Raw genomic sequence first — 26,798 nt, forward strand, 5'->3', positions numbered from 1 at the left:
GAAGTGATATTGAAGGATAGAAATAGAATATAAATTTTATATTTGCACCCAAAATAAATTCTAATGAAAAAAATAATCAACACCGTAAATGCGCCTGCAGCTATCGGACCTTATTCACAAGCTAATTTGGCAAACGGAGTTTTGTATATTTCCGGACAGATTCCTGTAGATCCTGCAACTGGTAAATTGGTAGAAGGAATTGAAAAAGAAACGCATCAGGTAATGAAAAACCTTGAAGCTATCCTTACAGAAGCTGGGATGACATTTAAAAACGTTGTAAAAGCAACGATCTTCCTTAAGAATATGGATGATTTTGCTGTAATGAATGATATTTATGCTTCTTACTTAGATGCGGATAGCTATCCTGCCCGTGAAACGGTTCAGGTTTCTTGCTTGCCAAAGAATGTTGATATCGAAATTTCTATGATTGCACATCAGGATTAAGTAGGAATTCATGAATTTTTTAAGAAATACATTGGCGGTTATTGTAGGGCTCGGTATTGCGGGGCTTATTATTACTCTTGGGATAAGAGTGTTTCCACAATGGGTTACTTTTGACGCTTTTGCTCCGTTTGAGCATTGGCAGAGATTTCTTCAGAGTATGCAGGGTGATAAAGCCTTTTTTGGATTTCTCTTGTTTATTTCCGGCTTAGGAACTACAGTAGGAGGAGTAGCAACGGCAATTATCGTTAAATATGCTAAAGTGGCTTATGCTATTCTTATTGGTTTCATCATGTTGTTTATAGCAATGCTGGATGTTATCATTTTCCCATATCATCCTACCTTTTACAAAATTTCGATTTTTCTTACCTTTTTTCCATTCTCTTGGATCGGGGGAAAAATTGTTGAAGTATTGTATGAACGAAGTAAGAAAAAAAGAATTGCTGAAAAAATGAATAAATCTTAAAATACAAAATAAAAACGCTGCAATTCTGCAGCGTTTTTATTTTGTATGAAGTTAAGTTTAGCTCTTTAATTAAGGCATTTTGAAACCTCTTGTGTAGATCTGTCCGTAAGCGTCTACAAATTTTACCTGTACATTTCCTGAATATTTATCAAGGATTTTCTCAACGTCTTTCTGTGAGTTTACCGGTTTTCCGTTGATTTCAATTACAATATAATTGTCTACAATTCCGATTTTGGCAACTTCACCTCCTTCTGCTACATTAGTGGCAATAACCCCGCTGTTTAATCCATAATCCGTTTTGAATCTTTCATCCAAAGGCTTAAATTCTGCTCCTATTTTTTCAGTGACGCTTAGGTCTGCTTTAGTTCTTGTAGAAGTACCTCCTTTTTGATCTCTAAGAGTAGCTGTCGTTATATTTTCTTTACCGTTTCTTAAGTAAGTTACCTGTACTTTATCTCCTGGTCTCTTGCTTCCGATGGCAGCAGAAAGATCAGCGAAATCTGTAATGGCATAAGAGTCAATTTTAGTAATAATATCTCCTTTTTTGATTCCTGCATCTTCCGCACCGCTATTCTCTCCGAAACCGGTAACATACATACCAGATCCTGCTTTTATATTCGTCTTCTGATCCTTATTATAAGCCGCTACTAATTGATCATTTGAAAGATCTATCGTGGTTACTCCAAGGAATCCTCTTTGAACGATACCGAATTTTTTAATGTCTTCAACGATTTTTCTGGCAAGGTTGGAAGGAATTGCAAATCCATATCCCTGATAATACCCTGTTGTAGACTGAATCGCTGAGTTAATCCCGATAAGATCTCCGTTTGTATTTACCAAAGCTCCTCCTGAGTTTCCTGGATTAATTGCAGCATCCGTCTGAATGAAACTTTCAATAGGATTGGCTGCCTTTCCTTGTGAGCTTAAAATTCCGATGCCTCTTCCTTTAGCAGAAACAATACCTGCGGTAACTGTAGAATTTAATCCAAGTGGATTTCCTACGGCAAGAACCCATTGTCCTACTTCAATATTGTCAGAATTGGCAAAATTTAAATATGGTAATCCCTTTTCTTCGATTTTTAATAGAGAAATATCCGTGTTTGGATCAGTTCCTACCAAAGTTGCTATATAAGATTTTTTATTGCTTAAAACGACTTCAAGTTTATTGGCTCCGGCTACAACGTGATTGTTGGAGATAATATAACCATCCGGCGAAATGATTACTCCTGATCCCATCCCCGATGGCATATTGTCAGGAGTCTGTTGCTGTTGTCTTTGCTGACCTCTTCCGTTTTGAGGACCGAAGAAGAAATCAAAAATATCCTGCTCCGACGCTCTGCTCGTTGATCTTGATTGATAGTTCTTAATAGTAACTACTGCAGGAACTGTTGTTTTCGCCGCTTTTACAAAATCTTCACCTACTGCTCCGGAATTCATTCCTGTAAAAGAAACATTCGACGCCGATTTTGTAAAGTATGATTGGTCTCCGTTGTTGGAATCATGATTAAAATATTGCAATGCTCCAACGGTAGTAGCTCCGGACATAACGCCTACTACTGCAAATGGTAATAGTTTTTTTAAAGTACTCTTCATTGTATATCTTTCTTAATTATTTATGTTATTTATCTTTTCGTTTTATTGTAAACAAATTTAATGCTAAATAGGTAAGCAATTGGTATTAAATGTTTCACTTTTAACTAAAATTTAACTACAATAACATTATTTTAGATGTTATGTGGTAATTATTTGTCACTATTAACTAATCTTAAAAATTTATTAAATGACAATATGACATATTGTAAGATGAGTAAAGAGATTGAAAAGTTAAATTCTGTAATTTAATCTATAAATTTCATTCCAAAACTTGATAAAGAAGATAAGATATTATTGATATTAATCACTTACTAACCAGAATTCAGTTAAAATTAAATGATTACCTTTGCAAAAATTTTTCTCACTTAAAACGTTTATAGCATGCAACTGTACAACACCTTAAGCGCAGAAGAAAGAGCTCAACTTATTGATGAAGCTGGTAAGGAACGTCTTACATTGTCTTTCTATGCGTATGCCAAAATTGAAGATCCCAAAAAATTTCGCGACGATTTATTTATAGCCTGGAATGCTCTTGATGCATTGGGTCGTATTTATGTTGCTCATGAAGGAATTAATGCTCAGATGAGTGTTCCTGCAGACAATTTTGAAGCATTTCGTGATACATTGGAAGCATATGACTTTATGAAAGGCATTCGATTGAATGTCGCAGTTGAGCAGGATAATCATTCTTTTTTGAAATTAACTATCAAAGTTAGAAACAAAATCGTTGCAGATGGTTTGAATGATGATACTTTTGATGTTACCAATAAAGGAGTTCATTTAAAGGCACAAGAGTTTAACAATATGTTAGATGACCCAAACACGATTGTAGTAGATTTTAGAAATCACTACGAAAGTGAAGTCGGGCATTTTGAAGGAGCAATTACTCCTGATGTAGAAAATTTCAGAGAGAGTTTACCAATTATTAATGAACAGCTACAGGATTTTAAGGAAGATAAAAACCTGCTGATGTACTGTACCGGTGGAATTCGTTGTGAGAAAGCAAGTGCTTACTTTAAGCATCAGGGATTCAAGAACGTTTTCCAATTGGAAGGCGGGATTATTGAATATACCCGTCAGATCAAAGAAGAAGGAATTGAAAGTAAATTCATAGGTAAAAACTTTGTATTCGATCACCGTTTAGGAGAAAGAATTACAGATGATATCATAGCGCAGTGTCACCAATGTGGAAAACCTTGTGACAATCATACCAATTGTGCCAACGATGCTTGCCATTTATTGTTTATTCAATGTGATGAATGTAAGGCTGCGATGGAAAATACTTGTTCTACCGAATGTTTAGAAATCATTCATTTGCCTTTGGAAGAACAATTGAAACTGAGAAAAGGATTGCAGGTAGGTAATAAGGTATTCAGAAAAGGAAAATCTGAAGCTTTGAAGTTTAAAAATTCCGGAGATCTGTCAACACAGACTTTGGCAAAAGCGAAACCTGAAACGAAGGATATCCGTCAGAAAATAAAGATCAAAAAGACATTGATCGGAAAGGCAGAGCATTATTATTCCAAATCAAAAATTGCACAGTTCTTGATTGAAAATAAAGAGCTTTCTGTAGGAGATAAAGTTTTGATTTCGGGACCGACAACGGGAGATCAGGAAGTTATCATTACTCAAATTTTTGTAAACGGTGATTTCAGTGATTCTGCAAAAGCAGGAGATCAAATTACTTTTGAGCTTCCTTTCAGAGTCCGTTTATCTGACAAATTATATAAAATTGTACAGCCGTCTGAAAACGCGTAATCATTATGTTAAAAGCCGAGCTTAGAAAAAAATATATGCAACAAAGAAAAGCCTTGTCAACCGATGAGGCTTTCTTGTTATCTGAAAAGATCTTTGAAAATTTTATTAGTTACTTTAAGCCTGAGCACGGAGAAAAGGTACATGTTTTCATTCCTATTTTGGAGAGAAACGAAATTAATACACAACTATTCATTGATTATTTTTTTAAGCAGAATATTCGTGTTTTTGTGCCTAAGGTTGTTGATGATCAATTAATTCATATTGAAATTTTTGCAGATACAATTTTTGAAACCAGTCATTGGGGAATTCCGGAACCTGTTTCCAATGAGGATTTAGGGGAAACTTTTTTTCATTATGTGATTACGCCACTTTTATATTGTGATAAGAAGGGGAATAGAGTGGGATATGGAAAAGGTTTTTATGACGGATTCTTCGAAAGCATTTCTCAAGAAGTAAAAAAAATCGGAGTTAATTACTTTAACCCCGATGAAAATATCGATGATGTCTGGGAAAATGATATCCCGCTTGACTATTTGGTAACTCCTGCTGATGTGCTGTCTTTTGGTAAAGGCTTAGAATAGAAATTTAAAAAGTAAAACTTAAACTCTTTTTTAAACTTTACAGGTGCAGATTGCAGTATATATTGTGCGTTTTTTTCAAAAACACCAATGGATTTATTTTTGTTGTCAAAATATTCTACACTGAATTTTGCGAAGTCTAAGGTATCTTTTTTATGAATATCCTTGTATACTTCCAGGTTGTTTACTTTTACAGTCTTTACTTTTAAGCTATCCAGTTCATGGAATAATCTTTTGAATGTAAGACTGTCCGGCTTATTGAAATAACTTTCCATCTGAGAATAAATAACGGTGTCAATTTCTGTGTCCTTGTTCCCTGAAAGATAAAGTGTTGAAAGATCCAAGAGCTCCTGAACTTTCTGTTTGGTAATGAAGTTAATCGCCTGTGCACTATCCATTTGTACGGCAGGATACGTTTTTTTGTTATTGCTGTTTCTTAATTTATCTAAATCGCTTACTTCAGCGCTTTTTTTGTTACATGATGCTAAACCGAAAAGCATTACTGCCAAGACTAAAAGATTATTTATTATTTTCATCTGTATTAGCAATTTTAAATTTAATAGATACTATTTTTCCTTTTTCTCTTTTCATTTCAATAACGCTGAGATTTTTAAGAGAGGTTGTAGGAGTGGTTACTAGAGTAATATATTTTTGTTTGTCTAAAGTTTCGATACCATAGGTTGCGTTGTCGTAAACCTGATAGATAATAGCATTGTCACTGATGAGATTGTCCAGCTGTTTACGTTTTTGTTTCAATAGTTCAGGATTTCCATTCGCGTCTTTCATAGAGAAATAATTGACAGCCATTTTATAATCATCAGGCTTTAATTCAATCATTTCCTCTTCTGGTGCATTTTCTAGGCTTCTGTTTATTTCAAGATCCTCATAAAAAGGAGCGGATATCTGCAATTTCAGGCTTTTATCTTTGGTGGAATAGCGAAAGCACTCACCGGGCTTGATCTTATAGAGAATAGGTGATTCGTTTTCTTTGATCACTTTTACCTCAATAGTATTCATTACAGAAACGGCACGGTCTGCATCCGTAAAACAATACGTATAAGTTTTTTGAAAAATAGCATCCTTAAACCCAAGCAATCCTGTAATAAGAATTAAAATTGTAGTAATTATTGCCCAGGCGTTTCTTCTGAAGAAATTTTTCTTAGCTTTTTGAAGCCCAAAATCAGATGTCTCTGATTTTTCAATATTTTTATTAATTGTCTGATTTTCAATATTTGTTTTTTGTAAATCTATGTTTTCCTGAGACGAAAACTCTGTTTTTGCTGCTAAATTTTCTGTTTTTGGTAAATTCAGTGATGCTGATACCGTTTTTTCTAATTCCTTAGCTTCTTCTTCGGTTAAGTTATCATCTTCTGTGAGTAATTCTCCGGCAAAAAGATGTTGCTTTTTGAATTCATACCAAGATTCATAACCCGTATAAACACTCAGTAAATTGAGCATATCGATGCGTGGCAATTTAGTAACCGGAGAAGTTTTGAAATAGGTATAAAAAGACTTTTCGCTGATGTTGCCTTTTGCTTTTTTACGAAGATCTTCCTGGAAATAGATGATATCAATACCCTTCCATTTTGAAATATCATCAAAAGAAGGGGTGTGTTGTTCCAAATATTGAGCCTGTACGTCCTTTTTTAACTGCTCAAAATGCAATAGATCTAAATCTGTCAATTTTAATTTAAATGATTAAGTTGTTGAAATTCAGTTGTGTTTATTTGTAAAATTGTTTTACAAAAGTATTACAATTATTTTTCATACACAAGTTTTCTATCTGCTCTACCTTTGTCTCGTTCAAATAACAGAACAGAAAAGAGTTTTATAAAACAATATTAACAAAATTAAATTTAATTTATTATGAAAAAGTCATTATTCGTAGCTGCTATCGCTGCTATTTCTTTGGTTGCTTGTAAAAAAGGTGAAGCTACAACTACTACTACAGATTCTACAGCTGTAACTACAGATTCTACTGCAGTTGCTCCTGCTACAGATTCTACAGCTGTTGCTCCTGCTGCTGATTCTACAGCTACTAAAGCTGCTGATTCTACAGCTACTAAGACTACTACAACTACTGAAGTTAAAAAAGAAGAAGTTAAGAAATAATTCTAACTTATCTTACAATAAAAGAACCGCCTCATTTTTGAAGCGGTTTTTTTATGTTCTAAATCTAAAATTCGTTTTTTAAATCATTTTTTGTCTTAATGTTTCATAGCAGGTAATGGCTACAGCATTACTTAGGTTTAAAGAGTCAATGCTCCCGCTCATTGGAATAAGGGTATTTTGTCCTTTTTTAAACCAGAAATCACTTAATCCCGAATGTTCTGTCCCAAAAACAATGGCAGACTTCTGTGTGAAATCTCTTAGAGGTAAATTTTCGGCGGTTTCATCCATAATGGTCGTATAGATATTAAATTGATTTTTTTTCAGGAAATCCAGTGTTTCCTGGTTTTCTGACTGAAATACATTCATGCCAAACAGGCAGCCTACACTTGAACGGATGACATTAGGATTATAAAAGTCAGTTTTTCCATCAGAAACAATAAGTGCATCTATCCCAAAGGCTTCACAGCTTCTTAATATAGCTCCTAAATTTCCGGGTTTCTCTATTCCTTCTACAATAATAATGGTTGAATTTTCTTTGGGTTGAAATGAATGGAGTTCTTCATTCTTGGTTTTATAAACACCAATAATTCCTTCGGAGCTTCCTCTGTATGCTATTTTTTCATATACTTTATCACTTACTAAGTGGATTTTTCCCACGGGAGCATTGCCTTTGAAAATACTTTCACAGATATAGAACTCCACAGGTTCAAAATTAAATTTTTGAGCTCTTTCATTTTCCTGATCACCTTCTACGACAAAAACATTCGATTTCTTTCGGTGGCGATTGTCTGTGATGAGTTTAGTAAGACCTTTTATCTTTTCGTTTTGAAAGCTTTCTATCATATTTTTAAGATTCTAATGAAGTTTGAGAATTGTCAATAAGACTTTGAGGAAGTTCTTTTTTATTTTTAATTCCCAATGATTTTAATTTTTGAGTCTGAATAATCAGATTGTCATTTCCGGTATATAATTGTTTGAACGCGTCATTATAGACATTCTTTGCCTGATCTATATTTTTCCCGACTTTCTCAAGATTTTCTACAAAGCTGGAGAATTTATCATAGAGTTTTGCCCCGCGTTCTGCTATTTCCATGGAGTTTCTGTTTTGATATTCCCTTTTCCAAAGATCGGCAATGAGTTTTAAAGAGGTGATCAGGTTGCTTGGATTAAGCAGTAGAATTCTTTTTTCGTAAGCGAAATTCCATAAGTTTTGATCCGCCTGCATAGCTGCAATATAAGCGGGTTCACTTGGTATAAACATCATCACAAAATCTAAAGACTTTCCATAATCATCATAGGCTTTCTGACTTAGCTGTGTAATGTGGTTTTTAATAGACTGGAGATGTTGATTGATTTTTATCTGGTAAATATCAGCATCGGTTTCGTCCACAAGTTCTGTAAAGGCTGTTAAAGAAACTTTTGAATCAATAATGACATTCCTCTCATCTGGATATTTGACTACTGCATCGGGGCGCATTTTTTTGCCCGAAAATTCAGAAAAAAGAGCTTTGTTATCTTCATCGCGAAGTTCGTGTTCAAGAAAATATTCACGACCTTTTACCAGCCCGGATTTTTCTAAAATACTTTCCAGGATCATTTCGCCCCAGTTTCCCTGGGTTTTGCTTTCCCCTTTTAATGCTTTTGTCAGTTTTTTGGCATCCTCAGAAATTTGTTGATTCAGTAAAGCCAATTCTTTTACTTTTTCAGCAAGAGAAAAACGTTCCTTATTTTCCTTTTCGTAGGCTTCGTTTACCTTGTTCTTAAGGTCATTTATTTTTTCCTGAAACGGTTCAAGGATTGTTTTTAAATTGTTTTGGTTTAAAGAAGTAAACTTTTCACTTTTTTCTTCTAAAATTTTATTCGCAAGGTTTTCAAATTGAAGTTTTCCTTCTTCCTGAATTTTTGAAATTTCTTCTTTCTGAGTTTCAAGAGAAGTTTTTAGGTTTTGGTTCACTGCAGAAAGTTCCGCATTTTTTGCTATAAGCTCCTGTTTTTCATCCAAAAGTTTTTCAATCTGATGAGTCTGGTTGAAAAGCATTAGTTTTTGATCTTCGAATTGAGATTGAATGGAAGTATATTCTGCAGATATTTTTGCAAATTCATTTTTGAGATCGTTGAGCAGATCACTTTGGAGTAAGTAAGAGTCTTTTTCGTTTGCAATCTGATTTTGAAGATCCTGAGATTTTTCAGCTAAATTTTCCAGGTCCGAAGTCATTTTAATGTTTTGACGGGAAAGGTCATCATAAGAAGTTCTGGAAATCATAGACGATTTCGTCATGAAATAAAGGATAATACCTCCTAAAATTCCTCCAACAATAAATCCGATGATCAAGTAGCTCATTTCCATACGCCAAAATTACAAAAAGGAAAATGGATTTCTTTTATGGAAAACCGTAAAATTTTATACCGAAATTCCGATCATTATTTTATGTACTCAATTAAATATTCTTTGTTGAAGCCAGGATTTCGATGTTTTTCACAACATCACTGCTTTCACATTTTTTTAATTCTTTAAGTAAAGCAGGGGTCAGAATTCTTGGATTTAAAATTTGCGTTGCTACTTTTGCTGCGGCATAATCTACAATTCCAATAACGGAATCTCTTAGGAAATTGGGAGTGTTTGATGTGATAACTGCAGTTGCCCAGGAAGTTTCCCGGGCTCTTGATATGGCAAAGTCTAAAACGGTATTGTCTTTCCCATTTGAAATCTGATCGATTAATTCCACGGGATAACATATTTTATTTAATGAATCCTGAACTTTTTGGTTGATAGAGGCGATAACATTGTTGATGTTTTCAAAGTCCGTTTTTAAAGGATTTATTTTTCTGTAAGGCATAATGGAGGCTGCGGAAATTCCCAAATCTAAATTAATGTGCGCATTCATCCCTAAGAAAATATGCTGTAAAATAAGAAGATCTTTGTTTTTTGTTGCTTCAAAAGCTAAATACCAAGCATTAGTGCATTTTTGGCCTTTTTGATAGCTCTCCCATGCTGCAAGATATCTTTGGGCAAAAGCAATATCCAGTAAAGTCATTCTTGGGTTGTCTTCGAATTTTTTCTGTTGAATTCCTTTTAAAACCTGTGCAGTCATGATTTTATAGGTACACGCGAAGTATCCTGCCGGACTTTTGTTTTCTTTGCACCAGATAATGATTTCGTCTAATTTTTTCAGAACTTCTTCGATGGTTTTCATGGTATTTAGTTTTGTGATGAAGTTAATTAAAATCCACTTTTTTCATAGATTTCACGGGGAGATTTTGTGAAAACATCTTTCCATGAGTCTTTTCCGTTCTTTAAAATATACTGTTCAATGATTTTATAACCTATGTAATATCCTATAGCTCCGGGTAGTTTTTTGTCTAGTTTTGTTTCTCTGCTTCGGAGAATGTCAATAATATCTTTGTCTTCGGAAAACTTATTTTTTTCAAAGAAATCTTTTATCTTTTGAAAGTTTTGTTCACATGTTTTTAATTCTAAGTCTGTATATCCAAGATGTTGTGCCAGAGAATATTTTTTCTTCCAATATTTTTGATTCATCCAAACGGCAAAGCCTTCTCCTATTATTGGCTCAAGTGCAGTTTTGTCAATGTGCTTGTTTGTGGTCATCATAATCTGATGGGTGATTTCATGAGGTAAAATCAATTCTATTTTTTCTATTGATGTGTTGTTTTCATGAGACAAATCAATAACCATAGCATATTTTCCCAAACCGCCTAAATCCGTCCATGCCGGACCGAATAATATATACCATGTTCCTTTGGCATCATATCCGGTTAATTTCTTCATTTCTTTCGAAAACTTCTGCAATGAACTGGCTACTTGTTTTCCATTTGTCTTTTCACTTTTCTGTTGCCATGCATCGATTTGCGATTCATTTTCATGATGCCATTTGACCACTTCGTCAGAATTTCCCAAGTATCCGTTCCATAGTTGCTGATAAGGAGAGTAGATTGAATCGGAATAAATTTTTCTCTTTTGAATTGTATCTAAATTCTTGTATTTCTGCATAATTCGCAACTGTACGGTTGAAACATCTACAGCATTGATTTTGTTTTGAGCGAAAAAATGCCCGAATAAGAGAATGGGAAGAAGTGAAATTAGTTTTTTCATTTTTAAAGTTTTTAAGGATTCTCTTTTGAAATCTCCTTATTATGTTCCAGATACATTGGGAGTGCGGCAGAACCGTACCAAGGAAAAATTTCATAACCAAAAACTCCTGCCTGAACTGCAGGGTCTGTTTTTACCCATTGTTCGGCTTCATTTTTTGATTTTGTGTTAAAGATGAACATACCTTCAAAATTTTGCTTATTGTCTTCGGTAAATGGTCCTGCAACTATAATTTTCCCTTCATCGGCAAGTTTACGAATGTTCCCCAAGTGAGCTTTCATTAGTTCGTTTAGTTTTACCTTGTCTTCCATTTTTGTTTTTCCGGCTGTTAGCATTACGATGGTGTAAGCTTTCATTCCATATTTGTCGGCGCCAAGTTCTGTGGCAAGCTTTTCATTAAATGTAGACTTTGAATTATTACTGGATGCTGAATTTCCGGGTTTGCCGGGTTCTCCATCTTTGCCCTTTGTGATTACGCATGATGAAAGCATACTCAGAAAAATTAATGATAATACAATTTTTTTCATCGTTAATTTTTTATCCTTAAGAATTCTTTTGCCAATTCGATCATTTTTGGATCTCCTGTATATTTTCCGTGTTCATCGGAAAGTTTTACCGTTGGAATCCAGTCTTGATTTGGGGCCTGAACTCCTATAAGTTTCATGACGATATTCATTGGTTTTAATCCTACATCATTGGTTAGGTTAGTTCCGATTCCGAATGAAATCCCGATCTTCCCTCTGCAGTAATTGGTGATTTCCTCTACCTTTTCCAGGTTTAAAGCATCAGAGAAAATGATATATTTAAATAATGGATTGATTCCGTGTTTTTGGTAGTGGGCAATGGTTTTGTCTGCAAACTCCAAAGGATCTCCACTGTCGTGACGAACACCGTCGAAAAGTTTGGCGAATTTTTTATCAAATTGCTGAAAGAAAACGTCTGTCGTATAGGTGTCTGAAAGGGCAACTCCCAAGTCTCCTCTATAGACATCTACCCAATGTTCTAAAGCTAATTCGTTAGCCATTTTGAAACCATATTCTGCTGCATGGAACATGAACCATTCGTGAGCGTGGGTTCCAATGGGTTTTACTCCATATTTCATGGCAAAATGAACATTTGAACTTCCGATAAATGTTGAATCTTTCTTCTGGGTTAGAGCTTCCATTACCAGATTCTGTACTTTATAAGAATGTCTTCTTCTAGTTCCGAATTCTGCGAAGTTCACACCTAATTTTCCCAGCGCATCGGCTTTCTCCAGCGTTTTGTTCATTACGACTTCATTAGAGTCTCTTTCCATATGATTCATTTCGTAATGAAGTTCACTGATCAGAGCTAATAAAGGAACTTCCCAAAGAATAGTTCTGTACCAAAGTCCTTCTACCGTAACTGAAAGATCACTTCCGTTCTGAGTGATTTTTACCTCGGACGGATCATAATGATATCCCTCAAGGAAATCCAGGTAGGGGAGATCTATGTAAGGACAGGTTTTTGCCATGAACCTTTTTTCATCTTTTGTTAATTTAAGTTCAGCCATTTTATTTACGGCTTCCCTTAGAGCATGATCAAAACCTTCCGGAAACTGGTGTTTTCCTCTGTTGATAAATTCGTATTTTACAATAGAGCTTGGGAATAATTTCACCACGGCATTTTGCATGGTTATTTTATAGAAATCGTTATCTAGAATTGAGATCAATCGTACGTTGTGCATAATTGTGTATTTTATACGCAAATTTAATAATTAAAAATAAAATCACCTAAATGTAAGGTGATTTTTTCAATATCTTTTGATAAATTTTATGTTTACTTTCCAAGATAAGAGTTGTACATCCAAACTTCTTTTTCTTGTTCTGTGATATAATCGCTCATTTGCGAATTGGTACCTTCATCTCCTGCTTTTTCGGTAATGTCCAAAAGTTCTCTCTGAAGATCAATTACTACTTTAAAAGAATTTAAAATAATCTCCACGCTTTTAGCTCCATCACTTACTTCCTGGCTCTCTTTAATGGTTGCAACTTTTAAATAATCAGAATAGTTGTGTGCTGGTGTGGCTCCTAATGTCAGGATTCTCTCCGCGATTTCATCTATTTTAAGGACCAAGCTGTTGTAAAGCTCTTCGAATTTCGGATGTAATGTGAAGAATTGCTCACCTTTGATGTTCCAGTGGGAACCTCGCGTATTCTGATAGAAAACAGAATAGTTTGCCAATAAGACATTTAATTTTTCTGCTATTTTCTTGCAGTCGGCTTCTTTTAATCCAATAATACTTGCGTTTTTCATAGGTTTATTATTTATATATCGCAAAGGTAGAAAATACCGTGCCGAACTGTAGTTAAATATAATAGATGCTGGCTATTGATGGTTTTATTAAAAAAGTTTGGATAAGTTTCCTTATTATTGTTCAAAATGATGATGTATCAAGATATGTTTAAATATAAAATCTTAGCGGTTCTTATTATTGTTGTTTATTTTTTTCAACCGTTTTTTATTGCAAATGGAGGAATTGGAGCTGATAGTCTGTCTTATTTTGGGATTGCAGCGGATCTGCCTTTTCCGGAAACTAATTTGTTTCCGTTGGGTTATCCTATTTTATTAAGAGTGGTTTATGAATTTTGTAATGACTATTTTTTGGCTTCAAGGATATTGAGTCTTTTTTTTACCAGCATCATTTTAGGCTTTTCCTATTACAAGAAATTTTACTTTCGGGAGACGGTTTTATTGTTTACAGGTAAAACACTTTTTTTTGTTTTTATCCAGACAATGTCGGAAGGTCCTTTTATTTTCTTTATGTATTTCCTGTTTTATTTTTTGCATGAAATTTTTATGAAAGAGAAACATAAATATATAAATGCATTCTATGCTTCTTTAATGCTGATCTGTATGTTTTTAACGAGATATTCAGGGATATATATATTATTAGGTGTTATTGTTTCATTCGGAATAATATTTAACAGGATAAGAAATGCAAACTATTTTAAGCCCTTATTGTTTTGTATTTTGATGGCTGGTTTTGGAATAGTGTCGTATTTGTTGTTCAATTATTTGTACTTCGGAAGTGTGGTAGGGGAAAATGAAAGAGCTTTGCCATCAGGTGGTTTTTCTATATATACTATAAGGAATATTTTAGGGTTGTTCAATTTGGTAAATCCTTTTGTGGGGCTTAAGCCTGCCTCTATTAGTTTGGCAAGTATGGTTTTTCAGTTTTTGATTTTCTTAATAGATGTGGCAGTACTACTTTATTTTTTTAAATATTTTAAAAAAGCAAAAAAAGAGCATAAGCATTTTTTTCATATTATATTATGGACTATTAGTTTGGTTTATGGTATTGCCTTGTGGGTTTCAGGATGGTTTCAGCAGATCGAAGAAATGAATGTGAGAATGATGGCGGCTGCAAATATTTGTTTGTTTTTTTCTTTTCTCATTTTGTTTTTTGAAAATACAAAATCAGATAAATGGCTTTGGAGAATTGCTTGCCTGTTCTTTGTGTTTCATAGCGTATATAATTTAAAAGATCCGGGTGATTTTTTGAACAACAGAGATATTATAAAATCACAAATGGTGAACTTTCATGGTAAAAAATATTTATATAATGATGAGGAGAATTTAGTTACGATCACTACTTATGATATTCCTATTATCCATAAATCATTTAAATATAAACATACCAATAGTCAGAAAGGAAGTTTAAAAGAAAATATTGCAGGTTCCTTGAATCCTAAAATAAAATGGTTGCTTAACGATACTGTGCAAGATAAATCAAAAGTTTTGTATACGTCGCAATTGAAGCTTAAATAATTGTTTTGGAATAGCTTTTTATCAGATCCTTTATTTTAATTAAAAATTAATATTGGGCATAATTTCTACATAACTGCTTGTTAATTAAAAAAATATTACTATTTTTGCACCCTAAAATAAAAAGCAATTAAATGCCTACTATTCAACAATTAGTAAGAAAAGGAAGAGCCACGCTTGCCAAGAAGAGCAAATCGGCTGCCCTTGATTCTTGTCCACAAAGACGTGGAGTATGTACGAGAGTATATACTACTACACCTAAGAAACCTAACTCTGCACTTAGAAAAGTAGCAAGGGTAAGACTTTCTAACGGTAAAGAAGTTAACGCCTATATCCCGGGCGAAGGACATAATCTTCAAGAGCACTCGATAGTATTGGTTAGAGGCGGAAGGGTGAAAGACCTACCGGGAGTACGTTACCACATCGTAAGAGGTGCATTAGACACAGCTGGTGTAAATGGAAGAACACAGAGAAGATCGAAGTACGGTGCTAAGAGACCTAAACCAGGACAAGCAGCTGCAGCTCCTGCAAAAGGAAAGAAAAAATAATCATTAAATAAGGTACAGAAGCAATGAGAAAGACGAAAGCGAAAAAAAGACCGTTGTTACCAGATCCGAAATTTAATGATCAATTGGTAACGAGATTCGTAAACAACTTAATGCTTGACGGTAAGAAGTCAATCGCATTCAAAATTTTCTATGATGCATTAGATATCGTAGAAACTAAAAAAGGAGAAACTGAGAAAACAGCCCTTGAAATCTGGAAAGATGCATTAACAAATGTTATGCCTCACGTAGAGGTACGTTCTAGAAGAGTAGGTGGAGCTAACTTCCAGATTCCAATGCCAATCAGAGCTGATAGAAAAATTTCTATGGCAATGAAATGGTTAATTAGCTACTCTAAAAAGAGAAATGATAAGTCTATGGCTTTGAAATTAGCTAATGAAGTAGTAGCTGCTTCAAGAGAAGAAGGTGCTGCTTTCAAAAAGAAAACAGATACTCACAAAATGGCGGAAGCTAACAAAGCGTTTTCACACTTTAAATTCTAATCTGAAATGGGTAGAGATCTTAAATTTACAAGAAATATTGGTATTGCTGCGCACATTGATGCAGGTAAAACTACCACTACAGAAAGGATTTTATTCTATACAGGTGTAAACCACAAAATTGGAGAAGTTCACGATGGTGCTTCTACAATGGACTGGATGGAGCAGGAAGCTGAAAGAGGTATTACTATTACTTCTGCAGCAACTACTTGTTCTTGGAATTTCCCAACAGACCAGGGAAAACCACTTCCAGAAACTAAACCCTACCATTTCAACATTATCGATACACCGGGACACGTTGACTTCACTGTAGAAGTAAACAGATCTTTGAGAGTATTGGATGGATTGGTATTCTTATTCTCTGCAGTAGATGGAGTAGAGCCTCAGTCTGAAACAAACTGGAGACTTGCTGACAACTACAAAGTTGCAAGAATGGGATTCGTAAACAAAATGGACAGACAAGGTGCTGACTTCCTTAACGTGGTAAACCAGGTTAAAGAAATGTTAGGATCAAACGCAGTTCCAATCGTTTTACCAATCGGTGCTGAAGAAGATTTCAAAGGTGTAGTTGACTTAATTAAAAACAGAGCGATCATCTGGGATGAAGCTGGACAAGGTGCTACTTTCGAGGTAGTTCCAATTCCGGAAGATATGAAGGATGAAGTTCTTGAATACAGAGAGAAATTAGTAGAAGCTGTTTCTGAATATGACGAAACTTTGATGGAGAAATTCTTTGAAGATCCGGATTCAATTACAGAAGAAGAAATCAATGCTGCATTGAGAGCTGCTACTATCGATTTATCTATTATCCCAATGACTTGTGGTTCTTCATTTAAGAACAAAGGAGTACAGTTTATGTTGGATGCAGTATGTAAATACTTGCCTTCTCCATTGGATAAAGATGATATCAAAGGTACTGATCCAAGAACTGACGCTGAAATCACAAGAAAACCATCTGTAGATGAGCCTTTCGCAGCTTTAGCATTTAAGATTGCTACTGACCCGTTCGTGGGAAGATTAGCATTCTTCAGAGCTTACTCTGGAAGACTAGATGCTGGTTCTTATATCTTGAACACTCGTTCAGGAGATAAAGAAAGAATCTCAAGAATCTATCAGATGCACGCTAATAAGCAAAACCCAGTAGAATATATTGAAGCTGGTGATATTGGTGCTGCGGTAGGTTTCAAATCTATCAAAACTGGTGATACTATGTGTGACGAGAAAAACCCAATCGTTCTTGAATCGATGGTTTTCCCTGATCCGGTAATTGGTATCGCTGTTGAGCCTAAAACTAAAGCTGACCAAGATAAAATGGGTAACGCTCTAGCTAAATTGGCTGAAGAAGATCCTACGTTTACGGTTAGAACTGACGAAGCTTCTGGACAAACGATTATCTCTGGTATGGGTGAGCTTCACTTAGATATCATTGTTGACCGTATGAGAAGGGAGTTCAAAGTTGAAGTTAACCAAGGACAACCTCAGGTAGAGTACAAAGAAAACTTAACAAAAGTTGCTCAACACAGAGAAGTTTACAAAAAGCAATCTGGTGGTAAAGGTAAATTTGCTGATATTGTATTTGAACTAGGACCTGCAGACGAAGGTAAAATTGGTTTAGAATTCATCAATGAGATCAAAGGTGGTAACGTTCCTAGAGAATTTGTTCCTGCAATTGAAAAAGGCTTTAAAGCTGCAATGAAGAACGGTCCTTTGGCTGGTTTCGAAGTTGAAGGTATTAAAGTTGTTCTTAAAGACGGATCTTTCCACGCAGTGGATTCTGATGCTCTTTCGTTTGAAATGGCTGCTAAATTAGGATTTAAAGAAGCGGGACGTGCTGCTAAGCCAGTAATTATGGAGCCTATTATGAAACTGGAAGTTGTAACTCCGGAAGAATATATGGGTAACATCATTGGTGACCTTAACAAGAGAAGAGGTACAATCAGTGGTCAAGAAGAGAAAAATGGAGCTATTGTAATCAAAGGTTCTGTTCCACTTTCTGAAATGTTTGGATATGTAACAACTCTAAGAACGCTTTCATCAGGAAGAGCTACTTCTTCTATGGAATTAGAGAAATACCAAGCTACTCCACAAAACGTTGCTGAAGAAATCATAGCTAAAGCAAAAGGTTAATTTTTAAATTAAAGAAATGTCACAAAGAATCAGAATAAAACTAAAATCTTACGATTACAACTTGGTAGACAAGTCTGCTGAGAAAATCGTAAAAACGGTAAAGGCTACTGGTGCTGTTGTAAACGGACCAATTCCATTGCCAACGAATAAGAGAATCTTCACGGTGTTGAGATCTCCGCACGTAAACAAGAAAGCAAGAGAGCAGTTCCAATTATCAGCTCACAAGAGATTGATGGATATCTACTCTTCTTCTTCTAAAACTGTTGATGCTCTAATGAAATTAGAACTTCCTTCAGGTGTAGACGTTGAAATTAAAGTGTGATAATTGCATACTTTGCAATGATTATAATAAAATCCGTTCCTTTCGAGGGACGGATTTTTATTTTGTCTTAATAGGTGTTTTAAATTATTTACTATTATGTATTGCAAGGTTCTTTTTGATTTGTACTTTTATTAAAAAATAGTACTATGAAAAGAATACTTTTATTATTAATCATAATAAACTCACTGGTGAGCGCACAAACTCAAAGATTTATTTATGAGCTTCAATTTAAAATGGACTCCACCCAAAGTCAGTATGAAAAAATAAACTTTGTATTGGACATCAATCCTAAAGATGTAAAATTTTATGAATATGATTATTTAAAATCCGATTCTATCAATAAGACAACAGGAAATTACGGACATCATTATGGGAGCTGGTTTCCTTCTATAAAACGTCAAAAAAACACCTATAAAAATCAGAATTACGAACTGATAGGACATGATATGTTTACCTTTCCTACGGAAGATAAAATTTCGTGGAACTTAACCAATGAAACCAGAAAATTTGGGGAGTACACCTTACAAAAGGCAACGGCAAATTTTGGCGGAAGAAGTTGGGTAGCATGGTTCAATAAAGAAGTGACTATTTCTGAAGGACCATATAAATTTCGGGGACTTCCAGGATTGATTTTTCAACTACAAGATTCCGGATCCAATTTCATTTTTACGTTAATTAAGAACAAAAATTTAAAGGATACCTACGATACCGTTGGCTTTATAGAGACATATTATGGTACAAAACCGTTGGAGGTATCGGAAAAAATTAGGATTAAGAAAAAACTTGATTTTTATAACGATCCTCTTCAGGATATGCGACGAGACTTTAAAGAAAATATGCAAGGTGAAATGTTTGTAATGGGTACAAAAATTACCAAAGCAGAACAATTTAACGATCTTAGTAAAAAACTTCAGGAAATGTTTCGTAAAACCAATAATCCTATTGAGCGGGATAAGGCAATGAAATATGAATAATCAATCAATTAATATAACCTGAACTCTGCCAACTTCGGCGGAGTTTTTGATATTTATAATGTGTTAAAAATAGGATAGCTATGACCAACAAAAATATCTTTGAAAAATTTTCAAATTGGGCGACAAGGTTTACCGGAAGTTCCTTTGCCTTTATTGCTGCTACAACCATTGTGATCCTATGGGCAATCACGGGGCCACTTTTTAATTATTCAGAAACATGGCAGCTCGTCATTAATACAGGAACTACCATTATCACATTTCTGATGGTGTTTTTAATTCAGAAATCGCAAAATAAAGATTCAAAAGCTATCCAAATAAAACTCAATGAACTCATTGCAGCGCATGAAAAAGCGAGCAACCGGATTGTAGATATTGAAGATCTTACAGAAAAAGAACTTGACCAGATTCACTGTTATTATGAAAAACTAGCGATCCTTGCCAAAGAAGATGCAGACATTCATACGTCACATTCTATTGACGCAGCCGAGAGAAATCAGGACTATAAACATGAGTTCTTTAAAAGGAAACATGAAGAGTGGCTGCAAAAGCAACAGCAAAAAAATATCTAGATTTTTCAGGGGTAAAATTTTTATCTTTACTTATACAAAATTATAGATATGAAAATTTATTCCATTTTATGTTCACTAATCACTTTATCCCTTTTTCCTACATTTTTGAAATCACAGGAAAAGAATGAAGAGCAGATTGTTTTTTCCAATGTTCGTATTTTTGATGGGAAATCCCCGACACTCTCAAAACCCCTTAATGTCTATATTAAGGATAATAAAATCGAAAAAATTGACGCTAAACCTATTGTCGTAAAAGGAAAAGTAATTAACATCAATGGGAATGGTAAAATTTTAATGCCGGGTCTGATTGATGTGCATGTACATCTTACCTTTGGTGCATTGACTATGGAACAGATGATGTCTCCGGATTTCAATATGAATACAGCGATGAAGCAGGTTGGGCAATCCACTGAAGCGACTCTGATGCGTGGGTTTACTAGTGTAAGAGATGTTGGAGGTCCTATATTTCCATTGAAAGCAGCTGTTGATAAAGAGCAGATAAAAGGACCAAGAATTTGGCCTTCCGGTGCCATTATTAGTCAGACATCAGGACATGGAGATTTTAGAACACCAGATGAAAAATCCAGGAGATTTTTTGGAAAGGCTTCCAGAGCTGAAGAGTTCGGTGCTACTTTTATTGCTGATGGAAGAGATGAAGTACTTACAGCAACTCGTGAGAACTTAAGATTCGGAGCCAGTCAGATCAAACTAATGGCAGGAGGAGGAACTTCCTCCGTTTATGACCCGGTAGATGTTACGCAGTATACCCTTGATGAAATGAAAGCCGCAGTAGATGCTGCTGAAGACTGGGGAACTTATGTCACCGTACATGCTTATACACCAAGAGCAATAAGAAGAGCAATCGACGCAGGAGTAAAATGTATTGAGCATGGTCAATTATTGGATGAATCAACATTGAAACTGATGGCGGATAAAGGAATCTGGCTAAGTACTCAAAACCTGTTGGAATCTTCCCCTGAAATGACAGAAATGCGAAAAGAAAAAAGAAAGCCAGTTATTGAAGGCCAGAAAAAGCTATGGCCAATGGCAAAAAAGCTTGGAGTAAAGTTAGCCTGGGGAACGGATTTTCTTTTTGAACCTGAATTGAATAAAGAACAAAATGAATACATTCTAAAATTACAGCCATGGTTTAATAATGCAGAAATCCTGAAAATGGTTACTCATGATAATGGAGAGCTTTTACAGCTGTCAGGTTTAAGAAGCCCATATCCAGGGAAAATTGGTGTGATAGAAGAAGGTGCATTGGCGGATGTTTTATTGGTAGACGGCAATCCGATCGAAGATTTATCAGTCATTGCAAAGCCCGCTAAGAATTTTTTAGTGATTGTAAAAGATGGGAAAATTTATAAAAATATGATAAAGTAATTTCAAAGAATCACTAGAAATGGTATGAAGCGCGGCTACAGTATAAACAATAAAAAAAGGAATCAATTTGATTCCTTTTTTTATTTTAATAACTATTTCATAAAGTAACCAAAATAAGAACAGCTTCCGATAAGATTTTTAGCTGTTTCTGTATTGGCATACTGTGTTTTCAGTAAGGCAAAATAGGTTCTGTATTTTTGGTTTTTAATATTATCCAATTCTTTTTGATGCGCATCAGTTTTTTCAGACCATTTAGGATCAGAATAATCAATATTTGCTTGATTTTTGGCTTCATACTGATAATATTTTCCTTGTTCCGCACTAGCCATCTGGAAAAGTATTCTTGCTTTTTCTTCCTTACTGCCGGAAAGATCTAATGCCTTTTTGTAATAATTAATGGCTAAATCAAAATTATCCGGTTCGATGAAAGATTTATCTAAGAAATTTTTATAATAATACTGATACGGATTTTTCAGTTCTGTACGCCAGAAGTCATATTTTCCTCCGTTGCTGTTATCAATATCCATCACAAAAATTTGTCTGTAATAACCCAAAATGGAGGTGTTGTACAGAAGATTTCCGATCAGCTGATTGGCTTTAGCAGACTTTTCGTCTTTTCCGTTTCCTATTTTTTTAAGCTGAATTAAAGCATCTGTAAGTTCTAGTTTATTCATCTTAGGCTTTATGAAAGGAAATGCAGTATAATTCTCATTTTCCATGCTTTGATCATCCGGACTTCCAAAGCTTTCCCATACATTGTGTCCAAAAACATAATCAGGAATATTGTTATAGCCGTCATAGTTGCTTCCTGTATAGACTAGTTTCTCGTATTTTCCTGTCGACGGATTATATTTTTCATAGTCTTCTCTCGGAATTCCGGTAAAGTTCTGTGCTTTCAGATAATAAGATTTGGCTTTCTCAAAATCTGCAGTTCTCATAGCTCTGTCACCGTAAATGGTGGCAAAAAATGCTTCAATGTTGCCGACATTATCCATGTTCTTAGCAATGATCTGTTGTTCAAACTGAGTTTTATTCGGTTTTCGGTAGAAATCCTCCACACTTTTTACCAGACCCGAATTCGGGTTGTATTGTAGATCAGAAAGCTTATTATTCATCAGGAACGATTTCCCATCTTCACCTTGAAGGAAATAACGGTTGGCTAAAACATCTTTCAGGAAATCGGCTGTTGAAGGAACAGAACCGTAATAATCATAATCATTCGTATTGGTACTGTCTTTTTTGACTTCTTTTTCCACAAAATATTCTGCATAATCTTTCATGAGGTGATCTTCATATGCTGTATCTATTTTGGGCTGAGAAACAATATCGTTCAGCACTTTCATTCTTTTGATCTGCTCAAGATATTCCGGATTGCTGGTTTTAATATCGTCTAAAATTTCAGTACTTTCTTTATAATCTTTTTTCAAAAATTTCAGATAGGCATCTGCGATCTGCCAATATTCGTCATCAGATTTTTCTTTGTTTTTAGCGGTAAATTTTTCCAGGTCATCCAAATAATCTTTTGTTTTTTCATCGTACCAGTAGTTGTTTTTAGAAAAGACAGGAATTCTGTTTGGATTTTCAAGCAATTCATCATCGCTTTGGTTGGCCTTGTTTGCATCTTTATTCTTATCAGATTTTGAACCGCTAAAAAGGTTTTTAAAAAAGCGGACGATTTTTTGCCAGATAGAAAGTTTTTCCTCTTTCACGACCGGAGTTTCAGATGAAGTTTTATCAGCAGGATTTTTCTGAACAGCAGAATTTTTATCATCAGAATAATAATAAATCGGAAGATAGCTTCTTTCAAGTTCATTGATGCTTCTTACCGCCATCACTTTCAGTATTTCAGAATTCGGATCAATTTCAAACATCTTTTCCATAATCGGAATAGGATTGTTGAAATCTTCATAGCCTAAAAGAAAGTAAGCCATATTTTTCTCTTCATTCGTTCCCGCTCTTTTCATAATATTATTAAAAGAAGCTGTGTCCGAAAGTTTCATAGAAACAAAAGCAGATTCCTTACGGCTTTTGCTGTTCATAAATACCTGAAAGAAATTCCAGTTGGCATCAGAATTCATTTCCAATCCTCTTTGTGCACCCGCAAGCTGATCGAGTGCCATAAAGTAAGGCGTGCCTTTCAGTTTAACAGGTTGAACATATGTTTTGAAAGCCTGCGTTGCTGCATCATAATTTCTTGTGTAATGATTGAAACGAACAATCTGATATCCATATCGCTGTTTGATCTCAGGATTTTTTGCGGCGTTGTATAAGGAAGTTAATGCTGCAATTGTTTTATTATAATCAAGATTGGTAGCATTTTTATCGTTATTGCCTCCACTGTAGTAAAATGAATTTTCATTCTCTACAAAATTGATCCTCATATAAGGTTCCAGATATTTAGCTTCAATTAAATAATCAATCCCTTCTTTATACTTCTGATAAAATCCAACCCCTAGTTTTTTTAATAAAGGATTATTGGGAGTTCCTTTTTTTAAATCATTAAGATCATTCAGACTGATTTTATGAACCAGGTAATCTGTTTCTGAGTAAGAAAGTTGATTGTTGAAGAATTTTCTCCAAGATTCTATGTTTTCATCCGGAATTATCCCTTGTTTATACTGATCATAAAACCGTGTAGAATAACTGAGAAGAAAAGGTAGATAAGATTTGTCCTTAATAATACTTTGTGTAAATAAGTTGAAATACTCATAATCCGGATCAGACCAAGCACAGGCACTTGACTTTGTATAAAATAGAGCTAAAACGGTAAGTGAAAGAATGTATTTTTTCATAATAACGTGGTGTTTTTTTACTGTTGATTTTAAAAATTAAAATCCTGATTGTACACAAATTTACTATCTAATTGATAATATATAATGTTAAAATTAGAGATTTTGTTTTCAAGGAACTGAACGACCTGTTTTAGCTGATCGTCAGAAATTTCTTCAATTTTTATGGTAAAACCTTTATTTAAGTAATGACCGAAATAAAAACCGTCTTTCAGAACGTCTGCTGTATTTTCAGAAATCTTTTTGAAGTTGGGGTTTTCTAGATCCTTTTTAGATAAAGCATTAATGAGTTTATGTTTTTCTAAATGATTCGTAACAATTCCCCACGAGTAAATGGGAAGAGCAACTTCGATTTTTTTGATAGGATATTCATCAATTTTTGAAAGATAACTTTTCAAAATATTGACATCGAGAATCGAATTCTTATCAGAATTTTCCAAAGGCGAAGAAGTAGAGTAGCACATGAGGTACACTTTTTCCACAGGAGGGATTCCTGTCTGGCTTTTATCTTTTACCTGATGAAGCCGGAGTGTACAGGTAATTTCTTTTCCGGATACTTTTTTTAACTCCTTTAAAAACTTAAAATAATCATCCCGTGTTCCGGCGGTCCAGTCACAGTCTATCTGAATTTCATTACTTGTTGTAAGATGATAATCAGCAATTTTCTTTTGAATGAGTGTGTAAATACTTTTGGCGAGAAAAGTTGTTTCGTCTTTTTTTATATAAAGGAAAGTCCGGTTGGTAATGAAGACCGTTGGAACGATCTTTTTCCCGGTTTCAAAACTTTTGTCTTTCGTAATGACTCCTACAGGCTGAAATGTATTATCAATTTTGTCTACATCAAAAAAGCGTGTATATAAATAGGGGAGCGTAGATTCATGTAATGCTTTCTTTTCAATATCATTTAGAGCAAGCCTGGTTTTCCAGTAATAAAAACCATAGGGGTGGCTTTCTTTCTTACTGCAGGAAAATACAATGAAGAAGAAACAGAAAAATATGGATTTGAAAAATTTCATATTCATTAAGAGGTGGTTATTTTCTTTTCATAGATGAAAAAATCGAGCGGAAAAACTTTGAAAGAATAGTTGCTCCAAAATTTGTTCAAAATTAAAAATATCCTAGCAAAAATTGCACCGTAAAATCCCGGTGATTAATTGTGAAAAGTCAAATTTTCTATTTTCCCTACATCTTTTCGTGGGTTTTTGTATTGCTTGTAAAATGATAAGCCAATACTGGTATTAAATTAAAATGAACTCATTTTTAAATTTTTCATAAAACAAAAAAATATTCTACAAAATTGAGGCTGTTATTTTTCAAAATTATCTAAATGATTAAAAATCAAAATATTTTGTTGTAAATATTTGTAGGTTTCAAAATTATTCATAAATTTGCACACTCATTTTAGGGGCGTAGTATGCCTATATCAAAAGTAGAAATTACTTCAGACTTCCTAAAAATGGTGATAAATAAAGGATAAATTTTATTATAACATAAACAATGTCAGGTATTATTGGTAAAAAAATCGGTATGACATCTTTGTTTAACGAAGAAGGAAAAAACATTCCTTGTACAGTTATTCAAGCTGGTCCGTGCTCGATTTTACAGGTCAGAACCTTAGAAGTTGACGGCTATGCAGCTGTTCAATTAGGTTTCGATGACAAGAGTGAGAAGAACGTTGGTAAAGCGTTAGCTGGTCATTTCAAAAAGGCTGGTTCTGCTCCTAAAGCTAAATTAGTTGAATTCCACGATGGATTCACAGATGCTAAAGTAGGAGAGGAAGTGAAAGTTGATCTATTCATCGAAGGTGAATATGTAGATGTAACTGGAACTTCTAAAGGTAAAGGTTTCCAAGGTGTTGTTAAAAGACACGGGTTTGGAGGTGTAATGCAGGCAACTCATGGTCAGCACAACAGACTTAGAGCTCCAGGTTCTATCGGTGCTGGTTCAGACCCTTCAAGAGTATTCAAAGGGATGAGAATGGCTGGAAGAATGGGAGGTAAGCAGGTAACTGTTCAAAACCTTCAAGTATTAAAAGTGGATCAAGAACAAAATCTTTTAGTAGTAAAAGGTGCTGTTCCGGGAGCTAAAAATTCTTATGTAATTATCAGAAAATGGAACTAGTAGTATTAAATACATCAGGAAAAGAGACCGGAAGAAAAGTAACTCTAGACGAAACAGTATTCGGAATTGAGCCAAATCAGCACGCGGTTTACTTAGAAGTTAAACAGTACCTTGCTGCACAAAGACAAGGGACTCATAAAGCAAAAGAAAGAAGCGAAATCACTGCTTCTACTAAAAAACTTAAGAAGCAAAAAGGATCTGGTTCTGCTAGATATGGTGATATCAAATCTCCAACTTTCAGAGGTGGAGGTAGAGTGTTTGGACCAAAACCAAGAGACTACAGATTCAAATTGAACAAAGCTCTTAAGAGATTAGCAAAAAAATCTGTTCTTTCTCAGAAAATGAGAGATAACAGCATCAGAGTTTTAGAAGATGTGAGCTTAAACGCTCCTAAAACTAAAGATTTCATTACTTTATTAGATGCATTAACATTAAACGGTAAAAAATCTTTGTTTATTCTTCCTGAAGCTAACAAGAATGTGTATTTATCTTCAAGAAACTTACCTAAAACTAAAGTGATGAACTTCAACGAAGTAAGCTCTTACGATTTAGTAAATGCAGGTGAGATTGTATTCTTCGAAGGTGCAGTTGAAAAATTCCAGGAAAATCTAAAGAAATAA

Annotated in this window: 27 protein-coding genes; 15 read left to right on the forward strand and 12 right to left on the reverse strand. The window is 34.5% G+C overall.

Going from position 1 to position 26,798, the window contains the following annotated elements; genetic code table 11:
* Positions 1-63: 63 nt before the first annotated feature.
* Complete coding sequence (locus tag P0Y62_15165) at positions 64-444, forward strand: RidA family protein (protein ID WEK69176.1); 381 nt, start codon at positions 64-66, stop codon at positions 442-444.
* A gap of 10 nt (positions 445-454) precedes the next feature.
* On the forward strand, positions 455-907 hold the full coding sequence (locus tag P0Y62_15170; protein WEK69177.1) for a hypothetical protein: 453 nt from the start codon (positions 455-457) through the stop codon (positions 905-907).
* A 69-nt stretch (positions 908-976) separates the two neighbouring features.
* Here the strand turns inward: P0Y62_15170 and P0Y62_15175 are convergent, their stop codons facing one another.
* Positions 977-2,500 (reverse strand): trypsin-like peptidase domain-containing protein, encoded by a 1,524-nt coding sequence (locus P0Y62_15175; protein ID WEK69178.1) that lies wholly within the window; start codon positions 2,498-2,500, stop codon positions 977-979.
* A 381-nt stretch (positions 2,501-2,881) separates the two neighbouring features.
* Here P0Y62_15175 and P0Y62_15180 point away from each other — a divergent pair, with 381 nt between their 5' ends.
* Positions 2,882-4,258, forward strand: coding sequence for a rhodanese-related sulfurtransferase (locus tag P0Y62_15180; protein ID WEK69179.1), 1,377 nt, complete (start codon positions 2,882-2,884; stop codon positions 4,256-4,258).
* 5 nt (positions 4,259-4,263) lie between these two features.
* On the forward strand, positions 4,264-4,839 hold the full coding sequence (locus tag P0Y62_15185) for a 5-formyltetrahydrofolate cyclo-ligase (GenBank protein ID WEK69180.1): 576 nt from the start codon (positions 4,264-4,266) through the stop codon (positions 4,837-4,839).
* Here P0Y62_15185 and P0Y62_15190 read toward each other — a convergent pair.
* Complete coding sequence (locus tag P0Y62_15190; GenBank protein WEK69181.1) at positions 4,788-5,372, reverse strand: hypothetical protein; 585 nt, start codon at positions 5,370-5,372, stop codon at positions 4,788-4,790. The two genes, P0Y62_15185 and P0Y62_15190, sit on opposite strands and share 52 nt — an antisense overlap.
* Entirely contained in the window at positions 5,356-6,519 is a 1,164-nt protein-coding gene (locus P0Y62_15195) for a hypothetical protein (GenBank protein WEK69182.1), read from the reverse strand. Before P0Y62_15195 ends, P0Y62_15190 begins: the two co-directional genes overlap by 17 nt.
* 183 nt (positions 6,520-6,702) lie before the next feature.
* On the opposite strand from P0Y62_15195, the gene P0Y62_15200 reads away from it, so the two are divergent.
* On the forward strand, positions 6,703-6,948 hold the full coding sequence (locus P0Y62_15200) for a hypothetical protein (protein ID WEK69183.1): 246 nt from the start codon (positions 6,703-6,705) through the stop codon (positions 6,946-6,948).
* Between the two features lie 78 nt (positions 6,949-7,026).
* Here P0Y62_15200 and P0Y62_15205 read toward each other — a convergent pair whose 3' ends face one another.
* The 7 genes from P0Y62_15205 to P0Y62_15235 all read right to left on the reverse strand — a co-directional run bounded on the left by P0Y62_15205 (position 7,027) and on the right by P0Y62_15235 (position 13,333).
* On the reverse strand, positions 7,027-7,791 hold the full coding sequence (locus P0Y62_15205) for an RNA methyltransferase (protein WEK69184.1): 765 nt from the start codon (positions 7,789-7,791) through the stop codon (positions 7,027-7,029).
* Between the two features lie 4 nt (positions 7,792-7,795).
* On the reverse strand, positions 7,796-9,295 hold the full coding sequence (gene rmuC / locus P0Y62_15210) for a DNA recombination protein RmuC (GenBank protein ID WEK69185.1): 1,500 nt from the start codon (positions 9,293-9,295) through the stop codon (positions 7,796-7,798).
* Between the two features lie 91 nt (positions 9,296-9,386).
* On the reverse strand, positions 9,387-10,142 hold the full coding sequence (locus P0Y62_15215; protein WEK69186.1) for a DUF5995 family protein: 756 nt from the start codon (positions 10,140-10,142) through the stop codon (positions 9,387-9,389).
* A 26-nt stretch (positions 10,143-10,168) separates the two neighbouring features.
* Positions 10,169-11,059, reverse strand: a complete 891-nt coding sequence (locus P0Y62_15220) for a DUF2268 domain-containing putative Zn-dependent protease (GenBank protein WEK69187.1) — start codon at positions 11,057-11,059, stop codon at positions 10,169-10,171.
* Between the two features lie 11 nt (positions 11,060-11,070).
* On the reverse strand, positions 11,071-11,583 hold the full coding sequence (locus P0Y62_15225) for a YciI family protein (protein ID WEK69188.1): 513 nt from the start codon (positions 11,581-11,583) through the stop codon (positions 11,071-11,073).
* 2 nt (positions 11,584-11,585) lie between these two features.
* Positions 11,586-12,764 (reverse strand): nicotinate phosphoribosyltransferase, encoded by a 1,179-nt coding sequence (gene pncB / locus P0Y62_15230; protein WEK69189.1) that lies wholly within the window; start codon positions 12,762-12,764, stop codon positions 11,586-11,588.
* A gap of 92 nt (positions 12,765-12,856) precedes the next feature.
* Positions 12,857-13,333 carry a DNA starvation/stationary phase protection protein gene (locus tag P0Y62_15235; protein WEK69190.1) on the reverse strand — a complete coding sequence of 159 codons (477 nt, stop codon included), beginning with the start codon at positions 13,331-13,333 and terminating at the stop codon, positions 12,857-12,859.
* Between the two features lie 144 nt (positions 13,334-13,477).
* On the opposite strand from P0Y62_15235, the gene P0Y62_15240 reads away from it, so the two are divergent.
* The 8 genes from P0Y62_15240 to P0Y62_15275 all read left to right on the forward strand — a co-directional run bounded on the left by P0Y62_15240 (position 13,478) and on the right by P0Y62_15275 (position 21,268).
* Positions 13,478-14,848 (forward strand): hypothetical protein, encoded by a 1,371-nt coding sequence (locus P0Y62_15240; GenBank protein WEK69191.1) that lies wholly within the window; start codon positions 13,478-13,480, stop codon positions 14,846-14,848.
* Positions 14,849-14,979: 131 nt separating this feature from the next.
* A complete protein-coding gene (gene rpsL / locus P0Y62_15245) occupies positions 14,980-15,393 on the forward strand; it encodes a 30S ribosomal protein S12 (GenBank protein ID WEK69192.1) in 414 nt (137 codons plus the stop codon).
* Between the two features lie 23 nt (positions 15,394-15,416).
* Complete coding sequence (gene rpsG / locus P0Y62_15250) at positions 15,417-15,893, forward strand: 30S ribosomal protein S7 (protein WEK69193.1); 477 nt, start codon at positions 15,417-15,419, stop codon at positions 15,891-15,893.
* Between the two features lie 6 nt (positions 15,894-15,899).
* On the forward strand, positions 15,900-18,017 hold the full coding sequence (fusA, locus tag P0Y62_15255) for an elongation factor G (protein ID WEK69194.1): 2,118 nt from the start codon (positions 15,900-15,902) through the stop codon (positions 18,015-18,017).
* A 16-nt stretch (positions 18,018-18,033) separates the two neighbouring features.
* Positions 18,034-18,339 (forward strand): 30S ribosomal protein S10, encoded by a 306-nt coding sequence (gene rpsJ / locus P0Y62_15260; protein ID WEK69195.1) that lies wholly within the window; start codon positions 18,034-18,036, stop codon positions 18,337-18,339.
* Between the two features lie 146 nt (positions 18,340-18,485).
* Positions 18,486-19,313, forward strand: coding sequence for a GLPGLI family protein (locus P0Y62_15265; GenBank protein ID WEK69196.1), 828 nt, complete (start codon positions 18,486-18,488; stop codon positions 19,311-19,313).
* A gap of 80 nt (positions 19,314-19,393) precedes the next feature.
* Complete coding sequence (locus P0Y62_15270) at positions 19,394-19,882, forward strand: low affinity iron permease family protein (GenBank protein ID WEK69197.1); 489 nt, start codon at positions 19,394-19,396, stop codon at positions 19,880-19,882.
* Positions 19,883-19,930: 48 nt separating this feature from the next.
* On the forward strand, positions 19,931-21,268 hold the full coding sequence (locus P0Y62_15275) for an amidohydrolase family protein (GenBank protein WEK69198.1): 1,338 nt from the start codon (positions 19,931-19,933) through the stop codon (positions 21,266-21,268).
* 92 nt (positions 21,269-21,360) lie between these two features.
* Here the strand turns inward: P0Y62_15275 and P0Y62_15280 are convergent, their stop codons facing one another.
* Positions 21,361-24,060 (reverse strand): hypothetical protein, encoded by a 2,700-nt coding sequence (locus tag P0Y62_15280; GenBank protein WEK69199.1) that lies wholly within the window; start codon positions 24,058-24,060, stop codon positions 21,361-21,363.
* A 29-nt stretch (positions 24,061-24,089) separates the two neighbouring features.
* Positions 24,090-25,073, reverse strand: coding sequence for a hypothetical protein (locus P0Y62_15285; protein WEK71820.1), 984 nt, complete (start codon positions 25,071-25,073; stop codon positions 24,090-24,092).
* A gap of 481 nt (positions 25,074-25,554) precedes the next feature.
* Here P0Y62_15285 and rplC point away from each other — a divergent pair, with 481 nt between their 5' ends.
* Both rplC and rplD read left to right on the forward strand, forming a co-directional pair.
* The gene (rplC, locus tag P0Y62_15290; GenBank protein ID WEK69200.1) at positions 25,555-26,178 is read left to right on the forward strand and encodes a 50S ribosomal protein L3; all 624 of its coding nucleotides are present in this window, start codon (positions 25,555-25,557) and stop codon (positions 26,176-26,178) included.
* Positions 26,169-26,798 carry a 50S ribosomal protein L4 gene (gene rplD, locus P0Y62_15295; protein ID WEK69201.1) on the forward strand — a complete coding sequence of 210 codons (630 nt, stop codon included), beginning with the start codon at positions 26,169-26,171 and terminating at the stop codon, positions 26,796-26,798. Before rplC ends, rplD begins: the two co-directional genes overlap by 10 nt.

The sequence above is a fragment of the Candidatus Chryseobacterium colombiense genome (assembly GCA_029203185.1).
Taxonomy (GTDB): Bacteria; Bacteroidota; Bacteroidia; order Flavobacteriales; family Weeksellaceae; genus Chryseobacterium; species Chryseobacterium colombiense.